Source organism: Actinomadura sp. HBU206391, from assembly GCF_014323665.1.
Taxonomy (GTDB): domain Bacteria; phylum Actinomycetota; class Actinomycetes; order Streptosporangiales; family Streptosporangiaceae; genus Actinomadura_C.
In genome coordinates, this window is sequence record NZ_JABVEB010000109.1 from 1 (window position 1) to 20,043 (window position 20,043).

The 20,043-nt window shown below is 69.7% G+C and carries 19 protein-coding genes and 1 tRNA gene; 14 read left to right on the forward strand and 6 right to left on the reverse strand.

The genetic code is table 11. The features are described 5' to 3' along the window. On the forward strand, positions 1–1,496 hold a 1,496-nt coding region (locus HKK72_RS24960; protein WP_187236857.1), incomplete at its 5' end, for a penicillin-binding protein. A gap of 53 nt (positions 1,497–1,549) precedes the next feature. On the opposite strand, the gene HKK72_RS24965 is transcribed toward HKK72_RS24960, so the two are convergent. Genes HKK72_RS24965 through HKK72_RS24975 form a run of 3 tightly spaced genes read right to left on the reverse strand, consistent with a single transcriptional unit; the run spans position 1,550 to position 4,337 of the window. Then, positions 1,550–2,437 (reverse strand): ABC transporter permease, encoded by an 888-nt coding sequence (locus HKK72_RS24965; protein ID WP_261987157.1) that lies wholly within the window; start codon positions 2,435–2,437, stop codon positions 1,550–1,552. 41 nt (positions 2,438–2,478) lie between these two features. Beyond that, a complete protein-coding gene (locus tag HKK72_RS24970) occupies positions 2,479–3,300 on the reverse strand; it encodes an ABC transporter ATP-binding protein (protein ID WP_187236858.1) in 822 nt (273 codons plus the stop codon). Beyond that, positions 3,297–4,337: an ABC transporter substrate-binding protein gene (locus HKK72_RS24975; protein ID WP_261987158.1), complete on the reverse strand. Its 1,041-nt coding sequence runs from the start codon at positions 4,335–4,337 to the stop codon at positions 3,297–3,299. Before HKK72_RS24975 ends, HKK72_RS24970 begins: the two co-directional genes overlap by 4 nt. A gap of 213 nt (positions 4,338–4,550) precedes the next feature. On the opposite strand from HKK72_RS24975, the gene eno reads away from it, so the two are divergent. The 12 genes from eno (at position 4,551) to HKK72_RS25035 (ending at position 15,441) form a co-directional block, all read left to right on the forward strand. Beyond that, positions 4,551–5,834 carry a phosphopyruvate hydratase gene (eno, locus tag HKK72_RS24980; RefSeq protein WP_187236860.1) on the forward strand — a complete coding sequence of 428 codons (1,284 nt, stop codon included), beginning with the start codon at positions 4,551–4,553 and terminating at the stop codon, positions 5,832–5,834. A 21-nt stretch (positions 5,835–5,855) separates the two neighbouring features. Continuing rightward, the gene (locus tag HKK72_RS24985; RefSeq protein ID WP_315987435.1) at positions 5,856–6,278 is read left to right on the forward strand and encodes a septum formation initiator family protein; all 423 of its coding nucleotides are present in this window, start codon (positions 5,856–5,858) and stop codon (positions 6,276–6,278) included. Positions 6,279–6,343: 65 nt separating this feature from the next. After that, on the forward strand, positions 6,344–6,916 hold the full coding sequence (locus tag HKK72_RS24990; RefSeq protein WP_187236862.1) for a DUF501 domain-containing protein: 573 nt from the start codon (positions 6,344–6,346) through the stop codon (positions 6,914–6,916). Beyond that, positions 6,913–7,926 carry a Ppx/GppA phosphatase family protein gene (locus tag HKK72_RS24995; protein ID WP_315987436.1) on the forward strand — a complete coding sequence of 338 codons (1,014 nt, stop codon included), beginning with the start codon at positions 6,913–6,915 and terminating at the stop codon, positions 7,924–7,926. Before HKK72_RS24990 ends, HKK72_RS24995 begins: the two co-directional genes overlap by 4 nt. A gap of 108 nt (positions 7,927–8,034) precedes the next feature. Next, positions 8,035–8,838 carry a WecB/TagA/CpsF family glycosyltransferase gene (locus HKK72_RS25000; RefSeq protein ID WP_187236864.1) on the forward strand — a complete coding sequence of 268 codons (804 nt, stop codon included), beginning with the start codon at positions 8,035–8,037 and terminating at the stop codon, positions 8,836–8,838. A gap of 119 nt (positions 8,839–8,957) precedes the next feature. Then, the gene (locus HKK72_RS25005) at positions 8,958–9,287 is read left to right on the forward strand and encodes a PadR family transcriptional regulator (RefSeq protein ID WP_187236865.1); all 330 of its coding nucleotides are present in this window, start codon (positions 8,958–8,960) and stop codon (positions 9,285–9,287) included. Between the two features lie 115 nt (positions 9,288–9,402). Then, the gene (locus tag HKK72_RS25010) at positions 9,403–10,281 is read left to right on the forward strand and encodes a hypothetical protein (protein WP_187236866.1); all 879 of its coding nucleotides are present in this window, start codon (positions 9,403–9,405) and stop codon (positions 10,279–10,281) included. A gap of 99 nt (positions 10,282–10,380) precedes the next feature. Further along, the gene (locus tag HKK72_RS25015) at positions 10,381–11,196 is read left to right on the forward strand and encodes a uracil-DNA glycosylase (RefSeq protein ID WP_187236875.1); all 816 of its coding nucleotides are present in this window, start codon (positions 10,381–10,383) and stop codon (positions 11,194–11,196) included. Positions 11,197–11,560: 364 nt separating this feature from the next. Further along, on the forward strand, positions 11,561–12,904 hold the full coding sequence (locus HKK72_RS25020) for an NAD(P)/FAD-dependent oxidoreductase (RefSeq protein ID WP_187236867.1): 1,344 nt from the start codon (positions 11,561–11,563) through the stop codon (positions 12,902–12,904). Between the two features lie 21 nt (positions 12,905–12,925). Next, entirely contained in the window at positions 12,926–14,203 is a 1,278-nt protein-coding gene (locus HKK72_RS25025; RefSeq protein WP_187236868.1) for a class I SAM-dependent methyltransferase, read from the forward strand. Between the two features lie 280 nt (positions 14,204–14,483). Further along, positions 14,484–14,557: transfer RNA gene (locus HKK72_RS25030), tRNA-Leu, on the forward strand. 95 nt (positions 14,558–14,652) lie between these two features. Then, positions 14,653–15,441: a Bax inhibitor-1/YccA family protein gene (locus HKK72_RS25035; protein ID WP_187236869.1), complete on the forward strand. Its 789-nt coding sequence runs from the start codon at positions 14,653–14,655 to the stop codon at positions 15,439–15,441. A gap of 103 nt (positions 15,442–15,544) precedes the next feature. On the opposite strand, the gene HKK72_RS25040 is transcribed toward HKK72_RS25035, so the two are convergent. The 3 genes from HKK72_RS25040 to HKK72_RS25050 all read right to left on the reverse strand — a co-directional run bounded on the left by HKK72_RS25040 (position 15,545) and on the right by HKK72_RS25050 (position 18,321). After that, positions 15,545–15,772, reverse strand: coding sequence for a DUF4287 domain-containing protein (locus HKK72_RS25040; protein WP_187236870.1), 228 nt, complete (start codon positions 15,770–15,772; stop codon positions 15,545–15,547). 162 nt (positions 15,773–15,934) lie between these two features. Further along, the gene (locus HKK72_RS25045; protein ID WP_187236871.1) at positions 15,935–17,155 is read right to left on the reverse strand and encodes an acetyl-CoA C-acetyltransferase; all 1,221 of its coding nucleotides are present in this window, start codon (positions 17,153–17,155) and stop codon (positions 15,935–15,937) included. 137 nt (positions 17,156–17,292) lie between these two features. Further along, the gene (locus tag HKK72_RS25050; RefSeq protein ID WP_187236872.1) at positions 17,293–18,321 is read right to left on the reverse strand and encodes an SGNH/GDSL hydrolase family protein; all 1,029 of its coding nucleotides are present in this window, start codon (positions 18,319–18,321) and stop codon (positions 17,293–17,295) included. A gap of 329 nt (positions 18,322–18,650) precedes the next feature. Here HKK72_RS25050 and HKK72_RS25055 point away from each other — a divergent pair, with 329 nt between their 5' ends. Beyond that, complete coding sequence (locus tag HKK72_RS25055; RefSeq protein WP_187236873.1) at positions 18,651–20,030, forward strand: cystathionine beta-synthase; 1,380 nt, start codon at positions 18,651–18,653, stop codon at positions 20,028–20,030. Positions 20,031–20,043: the final 13 nt, after the last annotated feature.

Genomic DNA, 20,043 nt, shown 5'->3' on the forward strand with positions numbered 1-20,043 from the left:
AGCACACGCCGAACGGGTGCGTGACGAGCAAGGCGCCGTTCTTCTGCGACTACGTACAGCGGGAGATGCTCGCGAACCCGGTGTTCGGGCAGACCGTCGAGGATCGGCGCAAGCTGCTGCAGCGCGGCGGCCTCACCATCCGGACCACGCTCGACTGGAAGGTACAGCGCGCGGCGCAGCGTGCGCTCGACCGCCGGGTCCCGATGAAGAACTCGGCCGGCAAGGCGGCGGCCGAGGCACTGATCCAGCCGGGCACCGGTGAGATCAAGGGCATGGCCGTGGACCGCCGGCTCGGGCCGGACAAGGAGCGGGGCAAGACCTGGATCAACTTCGCCGCCGACGCCTCGCACGGCGCCAGCATCGGCATGCAGGCCGGCTCGACCTTCAAGGTGTTCACCCTCGCCGCGGCGCTCGATGAGGGCATGCCGTTCGGCGAGCGGCTGATGGCGCCGCGCCGGTTCCAGCCCACGGGATACCGCAACTGCAAGGGCCAGCGGGTCGGCGACACCAAGATGCTGCGCAACTCCGCTGACGGAGAAGGCGGCCGGAGCTTCTCGCTGCTGACCGGCACCCACCACTCGGTGAACACGTACTTCCTCGCCCTGCAGAAGAAGGTCGGTCTCTGCGACACCGCAGAGATGGCCGAGCGGCTCGGCATGCGACAGGCGAGCGGCGCCGCCCTCGAGCAGTTCCCCTCGTTCACCCTCGGCTTCAACACGGTCTCACCGGTGCGGATGGCGGCGGCCTACGCGGCCTTCGGCGCGCGCGGCCGGTACTGCGAGCCGGTGGCGATCAAGAGGATCACGGACGCCTCCGGGCGGGCGCTCGAGGTGCCCAGCGCCAAGTGCCGCCAAGCGATGCGTCAAGGCGTCGCCGACGCCGTCAACCATGTACTGCGCGGCGTCCTGACCGACGGCACGGCACGCGGCATGGGCATCGGCCGGCCGGCCGGCGGCAAGACCGGGACCGTGGACAACTTCTCGGCCGCCTGGTTCGCCGGTTACACCCCGGACCTGGCCGCTGCGGTCTGGGTCGGCGACCCGCGCGGCGGCTACGCCCACCCGATGGACGGCCTCTGCATGGACGGCCGCTGCTACGGGCCGGTCTTCGGCGCGACCATCCCGGCGCCGATCTGGCACGACACCATGACGAACGCACTGGCGGGCCGGCCGGTCCGGCGGTTCCACCGGCCGCCGTCGCAGTACTTCAGCAAAGGCTCCGGTGAGGACGCCGTCCGGATTCCGGATGTGCGCGGGCTCAAGCCGGACGAGGCGATCAGCAAGCTGAAGGCGGCCGGCTTCCAGGTCCGGATGGCCCCGGAGGCGGTGACCTCCAAGAAGTACAAGGCCGGCACGATCGCCGACATGGCGCCGGGCCCGCGCTCGGCCGTCGAGCCCGGCACCGTGGTCAGCCTCTACGTCAGCAAGGGCGCTCCCAAGACCAAGCCCAGGCCGGACCCCGACCCCCCGACGACCCTGCCGCCGTTCACCCGTTAGGCCCTGCTCATTGCTCGCTCCGCGCTGTGTTGAATTGCCGCGCCCCTCGTTGCTCAGTCTGTGGTGTTGAGGCCCCAGCGGTTGCGGAGAGTGCGGTCGGCGAGCCCGAAGAGCTGGTCGATCACGATGCCGATGATCAGGATCACGAGCATGACCGAGATCATCGCGGCGGTGTCGCTGAGCTCCCGGGAGTCCGACAGCAAGCGGCCCACCGATGACGTGGTGCCGATCTGCACGAGCAGCTCACCGGCCATCAGGCTGCGCCAGGCGAAGGCCCAGCCCTGCTTGAGGCCGGCCACGAAGGCGGGCAGCGACGCCGGCAGGATCAGATGCCAGTACTGCGACAACCCGCGAAGGCCCATGACCTTCCCGGCACGCAACAGGATCGGCGGCAGGTAGTCGACTCCGGCGATGAGACCGTTGGCGATGGACGGCGCCGCCCCCAGCACGACCACGAACAGAATCGCGCTCTCGCTCAGTTTGAACAGCAGGATGGCCAGCGGGAACCACGCGATGGACGGCATGGTCTGCAGCCCGGTGATCAGTGACCCGAACGCCCGGCGCATGACGCCGAACCTCGACACCACCAGCCCGAGGACCGAGCCGACCAGCACCGAGGCGGCGAAACCGATGACGGCCCGCTGCATGGTCAGGCCGACGGCTCCCCAGAACGAGCCGCTCGTCACCGAGTTCCAGAGCTCGGGCAGCACGTCGGCGGGCCCCGGCAGGACCCACGACTCCTTCCACCCGCTCAGGACGACCAACTGCCAGACGGCCAGCGCGATCCCGACCGCCGCGAGGACCGGCCAGGCGGCCGACCAGAGGCGGGCCAGCGGGTTGCGGCGGGAGCGCACCGTCAGCTCCAGCGCGTCCAGCCCCGCCAGCTCCCGGTTCACGGCCGGCGGAACGTCAGCCGTACGCATCCGCAACTCAGTGTTCATGCTCGCCCCGCCCCTCTCGCCCGCTCATGGTCTCGCCCAGCTCAGTTCCCATGACGGCTGACCTCCTCACGCAGGCGGTCGGTGATCGCGGCCGACAGAGTCGCCACCTGCGGGGAGTCGATCCGCCGAGGCCGCTGGAAGGTGACGGGGAACTCCTCGACCACCTGACCCGGGCGGCTGGACAGCAGCACGACGCGGTCGCCGAGGCGCACCGCCTCGCGCACGTTGTGCGTGACGAACAACACGGTGAGGTTGCGCTCCCGCCAGATCCGCTCGATCTCGTCGTGCAGGAGATCCCGGGTCATCGCGTCGAGCGCGCCGAACGGCTCGTCCATGAGCAGCACGGTGCCCCGGGAGGCGTCCGCGTCGTCCACGGTCAGCGCGAGGGCGCGGGCGAGCGCCACCCGCTGGCGCATCCCACCGGACAGCTGGTGCGGCCGCCGTTTCTCGAAGCCGCTCAGGTGCACGGAGGCGAGCAGTTCTCCCGCCCGTCGCCGGCGCTCCTGCCGCGGTACGCCCCGCATGCGCAGGGCGAGTTCGATGTTGCCGGTGACGGTCAGCCACGGGAACAGCGCCGGCTCCTGGAACATCAGCGCCACCCGGGCGCCGCCGACGTCGATCGTCCCGGCGCTCGGCTTGTCCAGGTCGGCGACCAGGTTGAGCAGCGTGCTCTTCCCGCAGCCCGAGGCGCCGAGCAGGCAGACGAACTCACCCGGCGCCACGTCCAGCGACACGTTGTCGAGGGCGAGCAGCGCCGTCGGGCCGGAGCCGAACGCCTTGGAGACGCCACCGAGCCGGACCGCGTGCCCGGTCCGGCCAGAGGCGGTCCCAGGGCCGGTGCCTGGCTTGGTGGCGTGCGTCATGAGTCGCTCACGGGGCTCTTGCCCCCGGCCTTCAGTACCTCGTTGAGGGGGCCCAGGTCGTAGATGCCCTTGAGGTCGACCGGGTCGAGGAGCCCGATGTCCTGGGCGTGCTTGGCGCCTTCGCGCAGCGACGACGCGATCGGGTCGTCGGTGAAGGTCATCTCCTTGAAGGACGACTCCAGCACGTCATCTTTGAGTGGCTTGCCGCTGAGCGCCGCGAGCTGGGCGTTCGCCGCCCTCTTCGCGCCGGCCGGGTCGGCGTTGATGTACGCGTTGGCCTCGACCGAGCCCGCCACCAGCTTCTTCACCAGATCGGGGTGACTCTTGAGGAACTCGGTCCGCACGATCAGGTGCGTCACCACGAACCGCTTGCCGGGCCACAGGTCGTTCTCGTTCAGCAGCCGCCTGCCCTTGTTCTCGAGGACGAGCCGGGAAGCGTGCGGCTCGGGCACCCACGCGCCGTCGATCTCGCCCTGGGCGAAGGACTGGAGGGTGACCGCGTTGTCCTGAGGCCGCACGTGGACGTCGCCGCCGCCGTTCTTGTCGGTCCGCAGGCCCTGCTGCTTCAGGTAGTAGCGCAGCGCCACGTCCTGGGTGTTGCCGAGCTGTGGAGTGGCGATCGTCTTGCCCCTGAGGTCCGCGACGCTCTTGATCGACGGCTGGACCACGAGCGAGGCGCCGCCGGAGGCCGCTCCTGAAACGATCTTCACGGCCTTGCCGTGCGACTTCGCCCACGCGTTGATGGCCGGGCTCGGGCCGATGTAGGTCGCGTCGATGGCACCGGAGAAGAGCGCCTCGGTCGCCGCGGGACCGGCGTTGAACGTGGCGGTCTTGAGCTTGACGCCGCTGCCGAGCTGCTTGGTGAAGTAGCCCTTCTGCATGCCCACGAGCGCCGTCGCGTGGGTGATGTTGGGGAAGTAGCCGAGCTTGACCTCGGTCGAGCCTCCGCCGGAGGCTCCCGAGTCGTCGCCGCACGCGGTGAGAGCTCCCGCACCGGTCAGTACGACCAGGGCTGCGGCGGCCGACCGCAATCTCATCCTGCGTTTCATTGGAATGTCTTCCCTACTAATCAAGTCGTTTTGGCCAGCTTAGTGCACTATAGGCGACCCACTCCGGTCAAGCCGCGAAGGGGGAACGGTTGGATAACGCACAGCCCGGGGGGTTTCGGCGTGCCAGTTGGGCGACTCGAGGCGCACGGCACTACGCTCAGGGGGACGAAATATCCCAGCTTTGATTACAAGGAGTCGCTCGTGTCGTCGATCGACACCGTACTCGCCCGGGAGATCCTGGATTCCCGCGGCAATCCCACCGTCGAGGTGGAGATCCTGCTCGACGACGGATCCGAGGCACGGGCCGCGGTTCCCAGCGGCGCCTCCACGGGCCGGTTCGAGGCCGTCGAACGGCGTGACGGCGGTGACCGCTACGCGGGCAAGGGGGTCGAGGAGGCCGTCGTCGCGGTGGTCGACGACATCGAGCCCAAGATCGTGGGTTATGACGCCGACGACCAGCGGCTGATCGATCAGCTGATGATCGACCTGGACGGTACCCCGGACAAGTCGCGGTTCGGCGCCAACGCGATCCTCGGCGTGAGCCTGGCGGTCGCCAAGGCCGCCGCCGCCTCCGCCGGCCTACCGCTGTTCCGCTACGTCGGCGGCCCCAACGCGCACGTGCTGCCGGTGCCGATGATGAACATCCTGAACGGCGGCGCGCACGCCGACAGCAACGTCGACATCCAGGAGTTCATGATCGCCCCCATCGGGGCGTCGAGCTTCAAGGAGGCGCTGAGGTGGGGCACTGAGACCTACCATGCGCTCAAGTCCGTGCTGAAGGCCAAAGGCCTGTCCACCGGTCTCGGCGACGAGGGCGGTTTCGCGCCGAACCTGCCGAGCAACCGTGAGGCGCTCGACCTCATCATCGAGGCGATCAAGAAGGCCGGTTACACCCCCGGCCGGGACATCGCGCTCGCCCTCGATGTGGCGGCCACCGAGTTCTACAGCGACGGAGCGTACGAGTTCGAGGGCGGTAAGCGCACCTCCGACGAGATGATCGCGCTCTACCGCGAGTGGGTCGACGCCTACCCGATCGTGTCGATCGAGGACCCGCTCGACGAGGAGGACTGGGACGGCTGGAAGGCCATGACCGACGCCGTCGGCGACCGTGTGCAGATCGTCGGTGACGACCTGTTCGTCACGAACCCGGAGCGGCTGGGACGCGGCATCGACACCGGCACCGCCAACGCCCTGCTGGTCAAGGTCAACCAGATCGGCACGCTCACCGAGACCCTCGACGCGGTGGCGCTGGCGCAGAGCAGCGGTTACCGCTGCATGATGAGCCACCGGTCGGGCGAGACCGAGGACACCACGATCGCGGACCTGGCCGTGGCCACCAACTGCGGTCAGATCAAGACGGGTGCGCCCGCTCGCAGCGACCGAGTGGCCAAGTACAACCAGCTGCTGCGCATCGAAGAGCTCCTCGACGACGCGGCCCGTTACGCGGGTGCGTCGGCGTTCCCGCGTTTCCACTGGGACGGCTGACGGCACGCGATGCCGGGCAGTGTGGAGGGTAAGGTCTCCCGGCCGGCCGATGAACGGCCGGCCGGGGCTGCGGCCCGCAGCCATCTCACCAGCCGTGCGGCCATCCTGGCCATCGTCATGTGCGCGATCGCGCTGAGCCTCGCCTACCCCGTCAGGGAGTACGTCGCGCAGCGACGCGAGATCGCCGAGTTGCGGCACCAGGAGCGGGTGGCGCAGCAGCAGGTCGAAGAACTGGCCCTTCGCAAGCAGCGGCTGGGCGACGAGTCGTACATTAAGCGTGAGGCGCGTCGGCGGCTGCACTACTGCATGCCGGGCGAGAAGTGCTATGTCGTTCTCGACGGCAACGGCGCCACCGGGAAACAGGACCCACAGGCCGCTTCGGGGCGCACACCGCCGTGGTACGCCACGCTGTGGCGCTCCGTGGAGGCGGCGGACCGGCGGTAGGAATCGGGCGCCAGGAACCTGACGGCGTCCGATGCAGTTGACCGGCGGGCGGAAAGGAAGCCGGCTTGATCGAACAAACCGACGTGGCGGCGGTCGCGGAGCAGCTCGGCCGCGAACCGCGAGGAGTGCGCGCGGTGGCCCATCGGTGCCCATGCGGCCTGCCCGACGTGATCGAGACCGCGCCGCGGCTGCCGGACGGCACGCCGTTTCCGACGCTGTTCTATCTGACCTGCCCGAAGGCCGCCTCGGCCATCGGAACCCTCGAGGCCGGCGGTCTCATGCGGGAGATGACCGAGCGGCTGGCGACCGACCCTTCGCTGGCCGAGAAGTACGCCGCGGCGCACGAGGACTACCTTCGCCGGCGCGACGAGGCGGCCAGGGACGAGGGCGTCGAGCCGCTGGCCACCGGCACGCAGTCCGCCGGCGGCATGCCGGAGCGGGTGAAATGCCTGCACGCGCTCGTGGCGCACGAACTGGCGGTGCCGGGCGGCAACCCGTTCGGCCGGGAAGCCCTCGACGCACTCGCCGAATGGTGGCGGAACGGTCCATGCGCAGGGGGCGTCGACGTCGTCTACGATCGTGCTTTGCGAGCTGTCAGGCCTGCTGTCAAGAACCATCCTCCCCGGGAGGCCCAGTGATCGAGCCGGTGGCGCGCACCGATGCGACAGAGCGGGCTGAGAACGCGACGCGGGTCGCCGCGATCGATTGCGGTACCAACTCGGTGCGGCTGCTCCTCGCCGACATCGCCGACGGGCGGCTGGCCGACATCGAGCGCCGGATGGAGATCGTCCGCCTCGGCCAGGGCGTCGACCAGACCGGAATGCTCACGCCCGAGGCGCTCGAGCGCACCTTCGCGGCCATGCGCGGCTACGCCAAGCTGATCGACGTACACGACACCGAGAAGGTCCGGGTCGTGGCCACCAGCGCCACCCGTGACGCCCGGAACCGGGCCGACTTCGTCAGCGGGGTCGTCGACATCTTCGGCGTCGTGCCCGAGGTGATCAGCGGCGACGAGGAGGCGCAGCTGTCGTTCGTCGGCGCCACCCGCGACCTGGTCGAGCTGCGCCCGCCACGCCCGTACCTCGTCGTCGACATCGGCGGCGGATCCACCGAGTTCGTGCTGGGCACCTCCTCGGTCGAGGCGGCCCGGTCGATCGACATCGGCTGCGTGCGGATGACCGAGCGGCATCTGCGCGACGGAGACGCCCAGCGGCTCGGTACGGCTCCCGCCGCCATCGGCCCGCACGACCCTCCCACTCCCGAGCAGATCGCCGACGCGGTGGCCGATATCGACGCGCAGCTCGCCGCCGTACGCGAGGCCGTACCGGTCGATCAGGCCCGCACCCTCGTGGGACTGGCCGGCTCGGTGACCACGGTGGCCGGCATCGCGCTCAACCTGCCCGAATACGATCCCGCGCGCATCCATCTGTCCCGCATCACCGCGGCACAGGTGCACGAGGTCACCCGCAGGCTGCTGCACTCGACCCATGACGAGCGCGCCGCCATCGGCGTCATGCATCCCGGCCGGGTCGACGTGATCGGCGCCGGCGCGCTGATCCTCGACCGGATCATGCGGGAGTACGGCTTCGGTGCGGTGGTCGTCAGCGAGCACGACATCCTCGACGGGATCGCCTGGTCACTGGCCTGACCCCGCCGGCGCCGCCGACGAGTTCGCGCATCGAGGCCAACGGGGGCGCCGCCTCTCGATAGGCTCCCTCGGGCCGACGGCGTACGCAGAGCGAGGGTCAGGGGTCATATGGAGAACGGCTGGCCGCACGAGACCGTGGACGTGCTCGGGGTGGGAGTCAGCAGGGCCGATGTTCCCCTGCTGCGCCGTTTCCTCGAGGACGCGGTGCTCGGACGCCGGCAGTTGACCATCACCTTCGCCAATCCCAACTACGTGATGGCCGCGCAGCACGACCCCCGGCTGCGGGAGCTGATGAACGGCTTCGACCTCAACCTCGCCGATGGCTGGGGCGTCGTGCTGGCCGCCAAGATCTTCGGCACGCCGCTGCCGGCCCGGATGGCCAACGACGACCTCACCGACCATCTCTTCGGGCTTCCGGCTGAGGAGCGGTGGCGGGTCTTCCTGTTCGGCAACGCCCCCGGCGTCGCCGACGCGGCGGCGGCGAACCTCGTGGGGTGGTACCCGGGGCTGCAGATCGTCGGCACCCAGCACGGGCACTGGGCGGACGAGTCCGGCCGGATCCCGGCGGCGGACGTGGACCGGCTGATCGCGGAGATCAACGAGGCCAAGCCGGACATCCTGCACGTCGGGCTCGGAACGCCGCTCCAGCAGATCTTCGTCACCGAGAACCGCGGCCGGCTCGACGTGCCGGTGATCATCACCTGCGGCGCGTACTTCGAGCACCTCGCCGAGCGCCGGGAGTGGTATCCGGCCTGGGTCCTCAGGCTGCGGATCGGCTGGCTCTACCGCCTCCACCGGGAGCCGAGGCGTCTCTGGCGCCGCTACACGATCGAGCTCGGCGCCTATCTCTCCCTCGTGCTGCGCCATCGCCTCAGGCGCGGCAGACGCCGAGTGGATGCGGGAGCCCGGTAGCGGAGAGCGCCGGCGACGCCACCGGGAACGTACAAGTTCCGCCGGAAACATATCGTCTTGACCACTACCGCGCTTTGCGTAGTACTGTGTACTGCATAACTGGTGGAGAGGTGCCTGTCATGGACACGACACAGCTCCTCAAGGGAGTGCTCGACCTCGCGGTACTCGCGGTCCTGGACCGCAGCGACAGCTACGGCTACGACGTCGTACGGCGGCTACGAGAGGCCGGTCTCGACGACGTCGGCGACGCCTCGGTCTATGGCACGCTGCGCCGTCTCTTCAAGGCCGGGGCGCTGAACTCGTACGTCGTGCCCTCGGAGGAGGGCCCGCACCGCAAGTACTACGGCCTCAACGACACCGGCCGCACCATGCTCGCGCGTTCGGCCAGGACCTGGGGCGCATTCGCTCAGACCATGAACGACATGCTCGACGACGTGAAGAAGCGATGAACAGCCGAGCCCGAGAGATCGAGGACTACGCGGCGGCCGTACGAGAGGCTCTGGCCGGCGTGCCGGAGCCGGACCGCGACGAACTATCGAAGATCTGGAAGAGCACCTGACCGAGGTGGCGGCCGAATCCACGGACCCGCTCGTCACCCGGCTCGGCCCGCCCGAGTCGTACGCGGCGGAGCTGCGGGCCGCCTACGGCGCCGGGTCGCTCCGTGCCCAGCGCGGTCCGGCCTGGATCTCACCGCGACATCTGCGACGTCGCCTGACGCGGTTGGTGGAGGACGGCAAGGCCTACCGCGCCGGCTGGAACCATGTGCGGGAGCTGAGGCCGGCCTGGTGGCTCGCTCGCGCCGGTGTCCTGCTGCTGCTTTGGCGTGCCCTCACAGGGGGGCATCGCAACCCGTGGGAACCGGCGGACTTTGTGATCTTGTTGACGCTGGCGGCAGGCTCCGTGGTCCTCGGGATTCGTGCCCGGGATCGCGGCGTGTCGAAGCCCATCCGCGCCGGTGTGGGGGTCTTGAACGCGCTGGCGGTCGGCGCAGTGCTGAGCTGGCCGTTCCTCTCCGGGCCGGCCCCCGGCCATCAGGACGGTCCCGGCGTCGTGTTGACCCAGATGGGAGGCGATGACGGCCTGAGCGGGATCTCGAACATCCAGCCATACTCCAAGGACGGCAGGCCGCTCACCGGCGCCCTGCTGTACGACCAGGACGGGTATCCGTTGCAGATACCGTACGAGACGAATGGTTTCGAGCTGAAGCGGCCCTGCGGCGGGCCCCCGCCGATGGCCAACTCCTGCCCGCTGCCGCTGCGCCCCCTCGGTGAGAACGACCCGCTCTCGGAAGCGGACCCCACGGCCACGCCCGCCGCCTCCTGCGTACCGGCCGGCGGCCGTACAGAGCCCCTGCCGTCCGGCGGACCCCGCCCGAACACGCCTGCCTCCGGCACCGCGTCGCCCAGCGAGACGGCTTCGCCCGGCCCGAGCACGAGCGGCTGACCTTATCGTTGACATGCGGTCGCTCCGGCCCGCATCCGCGTCGCCGATCACCGGGCACCGTGATCGAGGTAAGGCGAGGAAGGGTCCTCCGTGACGAACGTGCAGCCCGTCAACGCGCCGTATGTGCCGCCCGGCACGGGATGGCCGGACGATCCTGCGGTCGCCGGCACGCCCGTGGCGCACGGCCCGGCCGAGGTACGGTCCCTCGCCGCCGAGGCGCCATCGCTCGGTGAGCTCACCGCCCGCCAGTCGGTCTGCCGGGCCTGCCCGCGTCTTGTCGAGTGGCGCGAGAAGGTCGCCGTCGAGCGCCGGAGGGCCTTCGCGGGCGAGACCTACTGGGGCCGTCCGATCGCGGGATGGGGGGACGAGGACCCGCGCATACTGATCGTCGGGCTGGCGCCCGCGGCCCATGGCGGCAACCGCACCGGCCGTATCTTCACCGGCGACCGATCCGGCGACTGGCTCTTCGCGTCCCTGTACCGGGTCGGGCTGGCCGCGAGCCCCACGAGCACCCACGCCGGTGACGACCAGCGGTTGATCGGCACGCGCATGCTGGCGGCCGTCCGCTGCGCGCCACCGGACAACAAACCCACGCCGGCCGAACGGAACACGTGCCTCCCCTGGCTGGCCCGGGAGATCGTCGAGACGGCGGACAGCGTACGGGTGATCGTCGTACTCGGCGGGTTCGCGTGGCAGGCGATCTGGCCCGCTCTGAAGGAGGCCGGGTTCGACCTGCCCCGGCCACGCCCCATGTTCGGCCACGGCGCCGAAGTGGAGCTGACCTCTCCGAAGGGCGGCACGCTCCTGCTCGGCTCCTACCACCCCAGTCAGCAGAACACGTTCACCGGCCGGGTGACCGAGGCGATGCTCGACGCGGTCTTCACCCGCGCGCGTGATCGCTCCCTGTCGAACTGATCTGTCGAGTCGATCCGCCGGGCCGATCCGCCGGGCTGCGGGGCAGGGCCTGGCCAAGCGGCCCTCCCCGCTTGACGCCCCCGTCCGGCCCTGTCCCGCGCCCCCGCCCCCCGCTGGTCCCCTCGCGGAGGTCTTCCGCCGAGCTCCCGGACGGCCCCGCGCGACCCGTCCGGAAACCCGGCGCGCTCATCCGCCCTGTCCTCGTTGACCTCAGCGGATTCGCACATCTGGTGTGATGCGCCACCGCGTGGATGGGTTCGCGGAAAAGGCTGCTTTCTTAATTGATTTGTCCCAGTGTCGCCGGGCGCCCTCGAGACGGCGGTTCCGGGGGTTGTGAGGGAGCCTGCCGGGTACCGGCTCGGACATGGCTCATGCATCCACACGAATACTGGTCGTCGGCGGCGGATCCGTCGGCATGCAGACCGTCCGTCGTCTCCAGCGCAGGTTGCGCCGCCGGCTCAAGCGGGCCGAGATCGAGATCACCGTCGTGGATCCACAGTCCTACATGACGTATCAGCCTTTTCTGCCCGAGGCCGCCGCGGGCAACCTGGAGCCCCGGCATGTCGTCACTCCGCTACGACGGGCACTGAACCGCGCCCGGATCCTCAACGGCCGGGTGGTGGAGATCGACCACGCCGCGCGGCGGGCGAAGGTCCAGGTGGTGGGCGCCGAGCTGCTCGGGGAGGGCGGGGTCCGCGAGCTCTCCTACGACGTGCTCGTGATGGCCGCGGGGTCGATCTCCAGCACGCTGCCGATCCCGGGGCTGGCCGAGAACGGAGTCGGCTTCAAGACCATCGAAGAGGCCATCTACCTGCGCAATCACGTGCTGGGGCAGCTCGACATCGCCGACTCGACCGACGACGAGCGGGTGCGCCGGCAGGCGCTCACCTTCGTCTTCGTCGGCGGGGGCTTCGCCGGGGTCGAGGCGCTGGCCGAGCTCGAGGACATGGCGCGGGACGCCTGCAGGTACTACCCGACGATCGACCCCGGTGAGATGCGCTGGATCCTCGTCGAAGCGAGCGGGCGCATCCTGCCCGAGGTGGGCGAGGACATGGGGAGATGGACCGTCGAGGCCCTGCGGAAGAGGGGCATCGAGGTCAAGCTCGAGACTCTGCTGAAATCCGCCGAGAACAGGCACATCGTGCTGAGCTCCGGTGACTCCTTCGACGCGGGAACCCTCGTCTGGACGGCGGGCGTCAAGCCGAACCCCGTCGTGCGCGGGACGGATCTGCCGCTGGACGAGAAGGACCGGGTCAAGACCACCGCGGAGCTCACCGTCGAGGGCCTTACCGGCGCCTTCGCCGCCGGCGACAACGCGGCTGTGCCCGATCTCACGAAACCCGGATCGCTGTGCGCGCCGAACGCCCAGCACGCCGTTCGCCAGGCCAAGCGCTTGGCCGACAACCTCGTCGCTGACCTGCGCGGCAGGCCGCTGGCGCCGTACAAGCACGCGTACGCGGGGTCGGTGGCCAGCCTGGGCCTGCACCAGGGTGTGGCGCAGATCTATGGGGTCAAGGTCCGGGGCCTTCTCGCCTGGCTACTCCACCGCACCTACCATCTGTCTCGGATGCCCACGCTCAACCGGAAGGTGCGCGTGGCCGCCGATTGGACCCTCGCGTTGCTGTTCCGCCGAGAGACCGTGTCGCTGGGCGCGCTGCAGCGTCCTCGGCAGGAGTTCGAGCTGGCGGCGGGGAGGCGTCCGGACTAGCCACTGAAGGGAGGGGGCCGAATGCAGGACGGTGCGGCCTCTCGGCTCGCTCCACTGCTGGTCCGAATCCTGCTCGGCTCGCCGGACGCGGCGGGCAGCGAGTTGCCCATCCGGGTGCGTGCCTGGGACGGCAGCGTGATCGGCCCGGCCGGCGCCCCGGCCTTCGTCATCCGGCACCGTCGTGCCCTGCGGAGGCTGCTGTGGAAGCCGGGCGAGATAGGGCTCGTGCGGGCGTACATCTCGGGTGATCTCGATATCGAGGGCGACGTCTTCGCAGCGCTCGGCGCCGTACAACGGGTCATGCGCATCGGCGACCAGCCGATCCGGCTGAGCAGCGACGACAAGCGCGAGATCGTGCGTGCGGCCGTGATGCTCGGGGCGGTGGGGCCCGAGCCCAAGCCGCCGGCCGAGGAGTTCCCCGTGGGCCGCCGCGGTCACTCCGCCGAGGGCCCGCTGGCGGTCGATCCGGCCTTCTTCGAGCGGATGCTGGGGCCCGCCATGGCCGGCGGCTGTGCGCTCTGGGACGACGCCGTGGACCTCGACCAGGCACAGGCGCTCGCGCACGAGGCGATCGCGGCGCGGCTGGGCCTGGCACCCGGGGCGCGGCTGCTCGATCTGAGTCGCGGCTGGGGCGCGTTCAGCCTGTACGCGGCCGCGGAGCACGGTGCACGGGTCGTCACGCTCGCACGGTCTGAGCGGCAGGCGGAGCACCTCAGGGAGCGGGTGTCGCAGGCCGGGCTGACCGGCCGGGTCGACATCCGGGTCGGTGACCACCACGCGGTGGGGAACGGGCAGTACGACGCGATCGTGGGTCTGGGCGGCACCGAGCAGGCCGACCTGCTCGCCACCGGAGAGATCGCGCCTCGGCTCTACGAGCTCCTCGCGCCCGCCGGCCGGCTGCTCGTACAGCAGATGGTGCGCCGGCCCGGCCCGCATCCGGTTCGCCGCACCTTCACCACCAGCTACATGTTCCCCGAGAACGCCGAGCTGCGGCCGCTCGGTGAGATCGTGACGGCGCTCGAAGAGGCCGGGCTGGAGATCCGCGGAATCAGCGCGCTCAGGGAGCACCACGCCCGGACGCTGCGGGCCTGGGCGGCGAACCTGCAGCGGCACTGGGCGGAATGCGGTGTGTTGGCCACTCCGGGGAGGGCACGGGTGTGGCTGCTGTATCTGGCGGCCTCGGCACTGGCGTGTGAGAGCGGGCGCATCGGCGTCCATGAGGTCTACGCCATCCGCCGAGATCGCGAAGGCCGCGCCGGTGAAACGTTGGTGGAAGACAGGGCCGTCTACAGCCGTTGACCCATGGGTTTACCAAACCCGGGTTTCGGTTTTCGTAAGATTATTTTCGGGCATTGGTAAAAAATCGTTCGGCGCTGTCCGGTGAGGTAGGGTCGAGAGTAGGTGATCATGGGTCTCACCTGCTGCTTTGGCAGGGCGACTCGCCCGTTTTCGGCAGTATTCGACCGAATAACGGTCTGGTCTGGGCGGCCCTTTTCCGCCATGCTCGGCCAATACAGAATGGAATCCTGTTCGTTTTCCTGAGGCCTTGCTATTCGTGTGTCAACGGTATGATTGCGGCGCCCCCGTAGCCCAACGGCAGAGGCAGGCCCCCTAAAAGGGCCAAAGGTGTCGGTTCGAGTCCGACCGGGGGCACGCCAATTCGATGCATAGCCGTCACGCGACGGGGAACGAAAGGGGCCGGTCAGACGTCTAGACTGGTCAGAGAGCCATGAAGCGTGGAGGCAGTGATGGAGAGCAGGAACCCCGCCTTCTCCGGGCGTGGTGGGTTCGGGCAGCAGGGGCGCGGACCGGCCCCGAGCCCGCAGCAGCTGCAGGACATGTACAACGCGCCGTCGTACGCGCCGCCGACCACCCGGCCGATGACCGTCGACGACGTCGTCGTCCGCGGTTTCCTCATGCTCGGCACACTGGTGGCCGCCGGTGCGTTGGCGTGGGCGCTCAACCCGCCGCCGATCGTCGCCATCATCTCACTCGTCGTGGGCATCGTCCTCGCGCTGATCATGATGTTCGGCAACAAGGCCAACGCCCCGCTGGCGCTGGGCTTCGCGGCCGCCTACGGCGTGTCGGTCGGGATCGTCAGCCATGCCTACAACGATCTCTACAACGGCGTGGTCTTCCAGGCGGTCATCGGCACCGCGCTGGCCTTCGGGGCCATGCTCGCCGTGCACGCCTTCAAGATCATCAGGGTGACGCCCAAGTTCACCCGGTACGTCATCGCGGCCGGCCTCGCGCTCGTCGGTCTGATGCTGGTGAACATCGTGTTCCAGCTCTTCGGCGCCGATGAGGGCATCGGCATCCGGGACCCGGGGAACCCCATCGCCTACGTCTTCAGCGTCGTGGCGATCCTCGTCGGCTGCTTCTTCCTGTTGCTCGACTTCGCCGACGTGGAACGCGGTGCGGCCGCCGGCGCGCCGGAGAAGTTCGCCTGGTACTGCGCGTTCGGGATCACGCTCAGCCTGGTGTGGATCTACCTCGAGATGCTGCGTTTCCTGTCGTACTTCTCCGGCAGGGACTGACCCGCACCACGAGGCCGCAGCCCCGAGGACTCACATACGAAGACGCCCTGTGCCCGCTGCGGCGGGTGCAGGGCGTCTTGACGTTCGGTGGCCGTGAGCGAAGTCAGTAGTGGCGCTGACGGCGTGTGCGCTCGTGCTCGCGCACCAGGGCCGTCGCGTAGCCGTGGGAGATGCCGTGCTCATCGGCGAGCCAGTTCGACCGCTCGTCGCAGCGGAGGAAGGCGGGACCGTTCTCGATGGCGGTGAACCACTCGGTGATGTCACGTCCTGTGACTGTTGGGATGCGTTCGATCAGGTTCCTGTGCGTCTCCGGTGAGTGGTTCAAAGACATCGGCACCTCCAGGTCGCTGTACCTTTCTGCTGACTCTGCAACAGGACTCCCGTTCAGACAAGACCCCAGGGGGGACCTCTCTGTCACGTTGAGTAGATCATCTATGACCGGGCACGTCCTCCGGCCCGGCCGCTCGACGTCACGGAGAGGTCCATCAGCGGGTCAGCTGAGACGTTCCAGCACCATCGCCATGCCCTGACCGCCGCCCACGCACATGGTCTCGAGGCCGAACTGCTTGTCGTGGAACCGCAGGCTGTTGATCAGCGTCGTGGAGATGCGCGCCCCGGTCATGCCGAACGGGTGACCGACCGCGATGGCGCCGCCGTTGACGTTCAGCCGGTCGATGTCGATGCCCAGCTGGTCCGCCGATGGCAGGACCTGAGCGGCGAAGGCCTCATTGATCTCGACGAGGTCGATGTCGCCCACGGTCATGCCCGCCTTGGCGAGCGCCTTGCGCGACGCCTCCACCGGGCCCAGCCCCATGATCTCCGGTGACAGCGCGGACACGCCGGTGGAGACCACCCGGGCCAGCGGCGTGACGCCCAGCTCGGCGGCCTTGGTGTCGCTCATGATCACGAGCGCCGCCGCCCCGTCGTTGAGCGGGCAGCAGTTGCCGGCGGTCACGGTGCCGTCCGGGCGGAACACCGGCTTCAGCTCGGCGACCTTCTCCAGCGTCGTGCCAGCCCGGGGCCCGTCGTCCCTGCTGACGGTCGATCCGTCCGGCAGCTCGACCGGCGTGATGTCCCGCTCCCAGAACCCGTTGGCCAGGGCCTTCTCGGCCAGGTTCTGCGACCGTACGCCGAACTCGTCCTGCGCCTGCCGGGTCACATCGTGCAGCGCCGCGACGTTCTCAGCGGTCTGGCCCATCGCGATGTAGACGTCCGGGACCTCGCCGTCCTCCCGCGGGTCGTGCCAGACGCCCGCGCCGCCCTCCGCCGACTTGGCCGTACGCGTGATCGAGTCCGAGAAGAGCGGGTTCTGGGTGTCCTGCCCGGAGTCACTGCTGCCCTTGACGAAACGGCTCACCATCTCGACCCCGGCGGAGATGATGACATCGGCCTCTCCCGCCTTGATCGCGTGAAAGGCCATCCGGGTGGTCTGCAGCGACGAGGAGCAGTAGCGGGTGACCGTGGCGCCGGGCACGTTGTCGTAGCCGAGGAGCACGGCCACCACCCTGGCCATGTTGAAGCCCTGTTCGCCCCCCGGGAGGCCGCAGCCGAGCAGCAGGTCGTCGATGTCGGCCGGGTCGAGCTGCGGGACCTTGGCCAGCGCGGCCCGGACCATCTGGACGGTGATGTCGTCGGGGCGCAGGTCCTTCAGCGATCCCTTGAAGGCGCGTCCGATGGGTGATCGGGCGGTGGCGACAATGACGGCCTCGGCCATGGTGGTCTCCTGTCTCGGCTGTTACCACGGGTGTCTCAGCTGGGTTACCCGCGGGTACACCTGCAACCTAACCGGTGCCCCGGCTCTCGTACATGCCGGGGTGACCATGCTCACCATGCGCATGGCCGACCGCTCGGTCAAGTGGCTCCGGGAGTCGCCGGGGCGGGGTCGCCCGGGCCGGTCTTCTGGGTCAGCTGACGACGTCGCAGCAGGGTGGCCCAGCGGCCCCTCGGGCCGAGCTCGCGGCCTGCGACGCGAGTGGCGGACACCTCTGTGCCCGGCTCCTCGGCGGCCTCCGCGGCCGCGAGGTAGACGGGCAGGACCCCTTCGCCGCGCCGGGCGGCGGGCCGGGCCTGTTCGAGAGCCTCCTCCGGCTCCAGTTCGAGAGCGGCCGCCATGGACGGCAGCAGCGCCGCGGCGGCCGCGGCATAGCCCCTGGCGGACGGGTGGTAGCGGTCGGCGCTGAACATCTCGTGCGGTTCGGCCGCGAACTCGCCGCCCAGCAGGTCGCCCAGCGAGACCGACCGGCCGCCGCGCTCGACGACGGCGATGGTCTGCGCGGCCGCGAGCTGCCTGCTGGCGCGCTGCGCCACCCAGCGCAGCGGCTGCATCACCGGCTTGACCGAGCCCAGGTCGGGGCAGGTGCCGACGACCACCTCGCTGCCGATGTCGCGCAGCCGCCGCACCGCGTCGTCCAGATGACGTACGGAGTCGGCGGGTGACACGCGGGCGGTGACGTCGTTGGCCCCGATCATGATCACGACGATGTCGGGACCGGCCCGCAGCGCTTCGGTGACCTGGTCGGGCAGCACCTCGGACCGCGAGCCGGACCTGGCGACCGTCGTCAGCCGTACGGGCCGGGCGGCGATCGCCGACAGCCCGGTGGCCAGCAGCGCCGCCGGAGTCTCGCCCGGGTCGAGCACGCCGATGCCGGCGGCGGTGGAGTCGCCCATCATGACGAACGAGATCGGCCGGCCGGGCAGCGACGGGCCGTAGACGCGGTCGGCGGCCGGCGGGTCTCCGTTCGGGGTCGCCTGGATGATCCTCTTGGCCAGCTTCGCCTCTACGACCAGCAGCCCGAACGTCAATCCGCCGAGCGCGGTGATCCCGCCGCCTCCGTAGGCCGCGGCGGTCGCGATGCGCCGTGCCGTCAGCGCCCTTATCAACTTGTCATCACCGGCCGCTCACTCCCCGCAGTGTCCTCGGCGCCATGAACGTACCGGCGCTCACAGGGTCACGTCCCGTCACCGCGGCCCCCGTGCCCCCATAGTGGACCACCGTCGGCGGACGGTGATACTTACCGGGTGGCCTGGCCATCGCAGCCGGGATCGGGACGATATCACGCGGATGTTCGACTGGACGGAGGGCCACGCTTCCGAGCTGGAGTTCTGGTCCCCAGGCTCCGGAAATACGATGGGAAGCATCCGAATCCGTACGCGGCCGAGTTGTTGGCAACGCGGATTTAACCACGGCAAAGGCTGACAAGGACGTCGCTGTGCAAGTACACGATTCGCTGGTCGAGTTGATCGGGAACACTCCGCTCGTCCGGCTACGCAAAGTGACCACGGGTCCGGCGCCCCAGGTGCTGGCCAAGATCGAATACTTCAACCCCGGCGGGTCGGTGAAGGACCGCATCGCGGTGCGCATGATCGACGCCGCAGAGGCCTCCGGCGCGCTCCGTCCGGGCGGCACGATCGTCGAGCCGACCTCCGGCAACACCGGGGTGGGCCTGGCGATCGTCGCGCAGGAGCGCGGCTATCGGTGTGTCTTCGTCTGTCCGGACAAGGTGGCCGGCGACAAGATCAACGTGCTGAGGGCGTACGGCGCCGAGGTGGTCGTCTGCCCGACGGCGGTGGCGCCCGACCATCCCGACTCCTACTACGCGGTCTCGGACCGGCTGGCCAAGGAGATCACGGATGCGTGGAAACCCGACCAGTACGTCAACCCGGGCAACCCGCAGTCGCACTATGAGAGCACCGGCCCGGAGATCTGGGAGCAGACCGAGGGCCGCATCACGCATTTCGTCGCGGGTATCGGCACCGGCGGCACCATCTCCGGCGCCGGGCGCTACCTCAAGGAGATCTCCGGTGGCCGGGTGCAGGTCATCGGCGCCGACCCCGAGGGATCGGTCTACTCCGGCGGCACCGGCCGGCCGTACCTCGTCGAGGGAGTCGGCGAGGACATCTGGCCGCAGACCTACGACCGCGACATCTGCGACCGCGTCATCGCGGTCAGCGATCGCGACTCGTTCGTCATGACGCGGCGGCTGGCCCGCGAGGAGGCGTTGCTCGTCGGCGGTTCCTGCGGTCTGGCGGTCGTGGCCGCGCTGCGGGTCGCCGAGACGGCCGCGCCCGACGACGTCATCGTTGTGCTGCTGCCCGACGGCGGCCGTGGTTACCTCTCGAAGATCTTCAACGACGAGTGGATGGCCGACTACGGCTTCCTGGCCACTCCGTCCGAGGAGGCGAACGTCGGTGAGGTGCTGGCCCGCAAGAGCCCGGGGATGCCGGAGTTCGTGCACGTTCATCCCGACGAGGCGGTCGAGACGGCGATCTCGATCATGCGCGAGTACAACGTGTCGCAGCTCCCGGTGATGAAGGAGGAGCCGCCGGTCATGGCCGCCGAGGTGGTCGGCTCCATCGTCGAGCGGGACCTGCTGGACGCCCTCGTTCACGGCCGGGCGCGCCTGGACGAGCAGATCGCCGGGCACATGTCGCCTTCGCTGCCGATGATCGGTTCTGGGGAGCCCGTGAGCAAGGCCGTCGGGGTACTGGAGAAGGCCGGTGCCGCGGTGGTGCTCGTCGACGGCAAGCCGGCCGGTCTCATCACCCGCCAGGACCTCCTGGCCTTCCTCGCGAGCGCACCGGGCGCCTGAGCGCCCGGTGCGG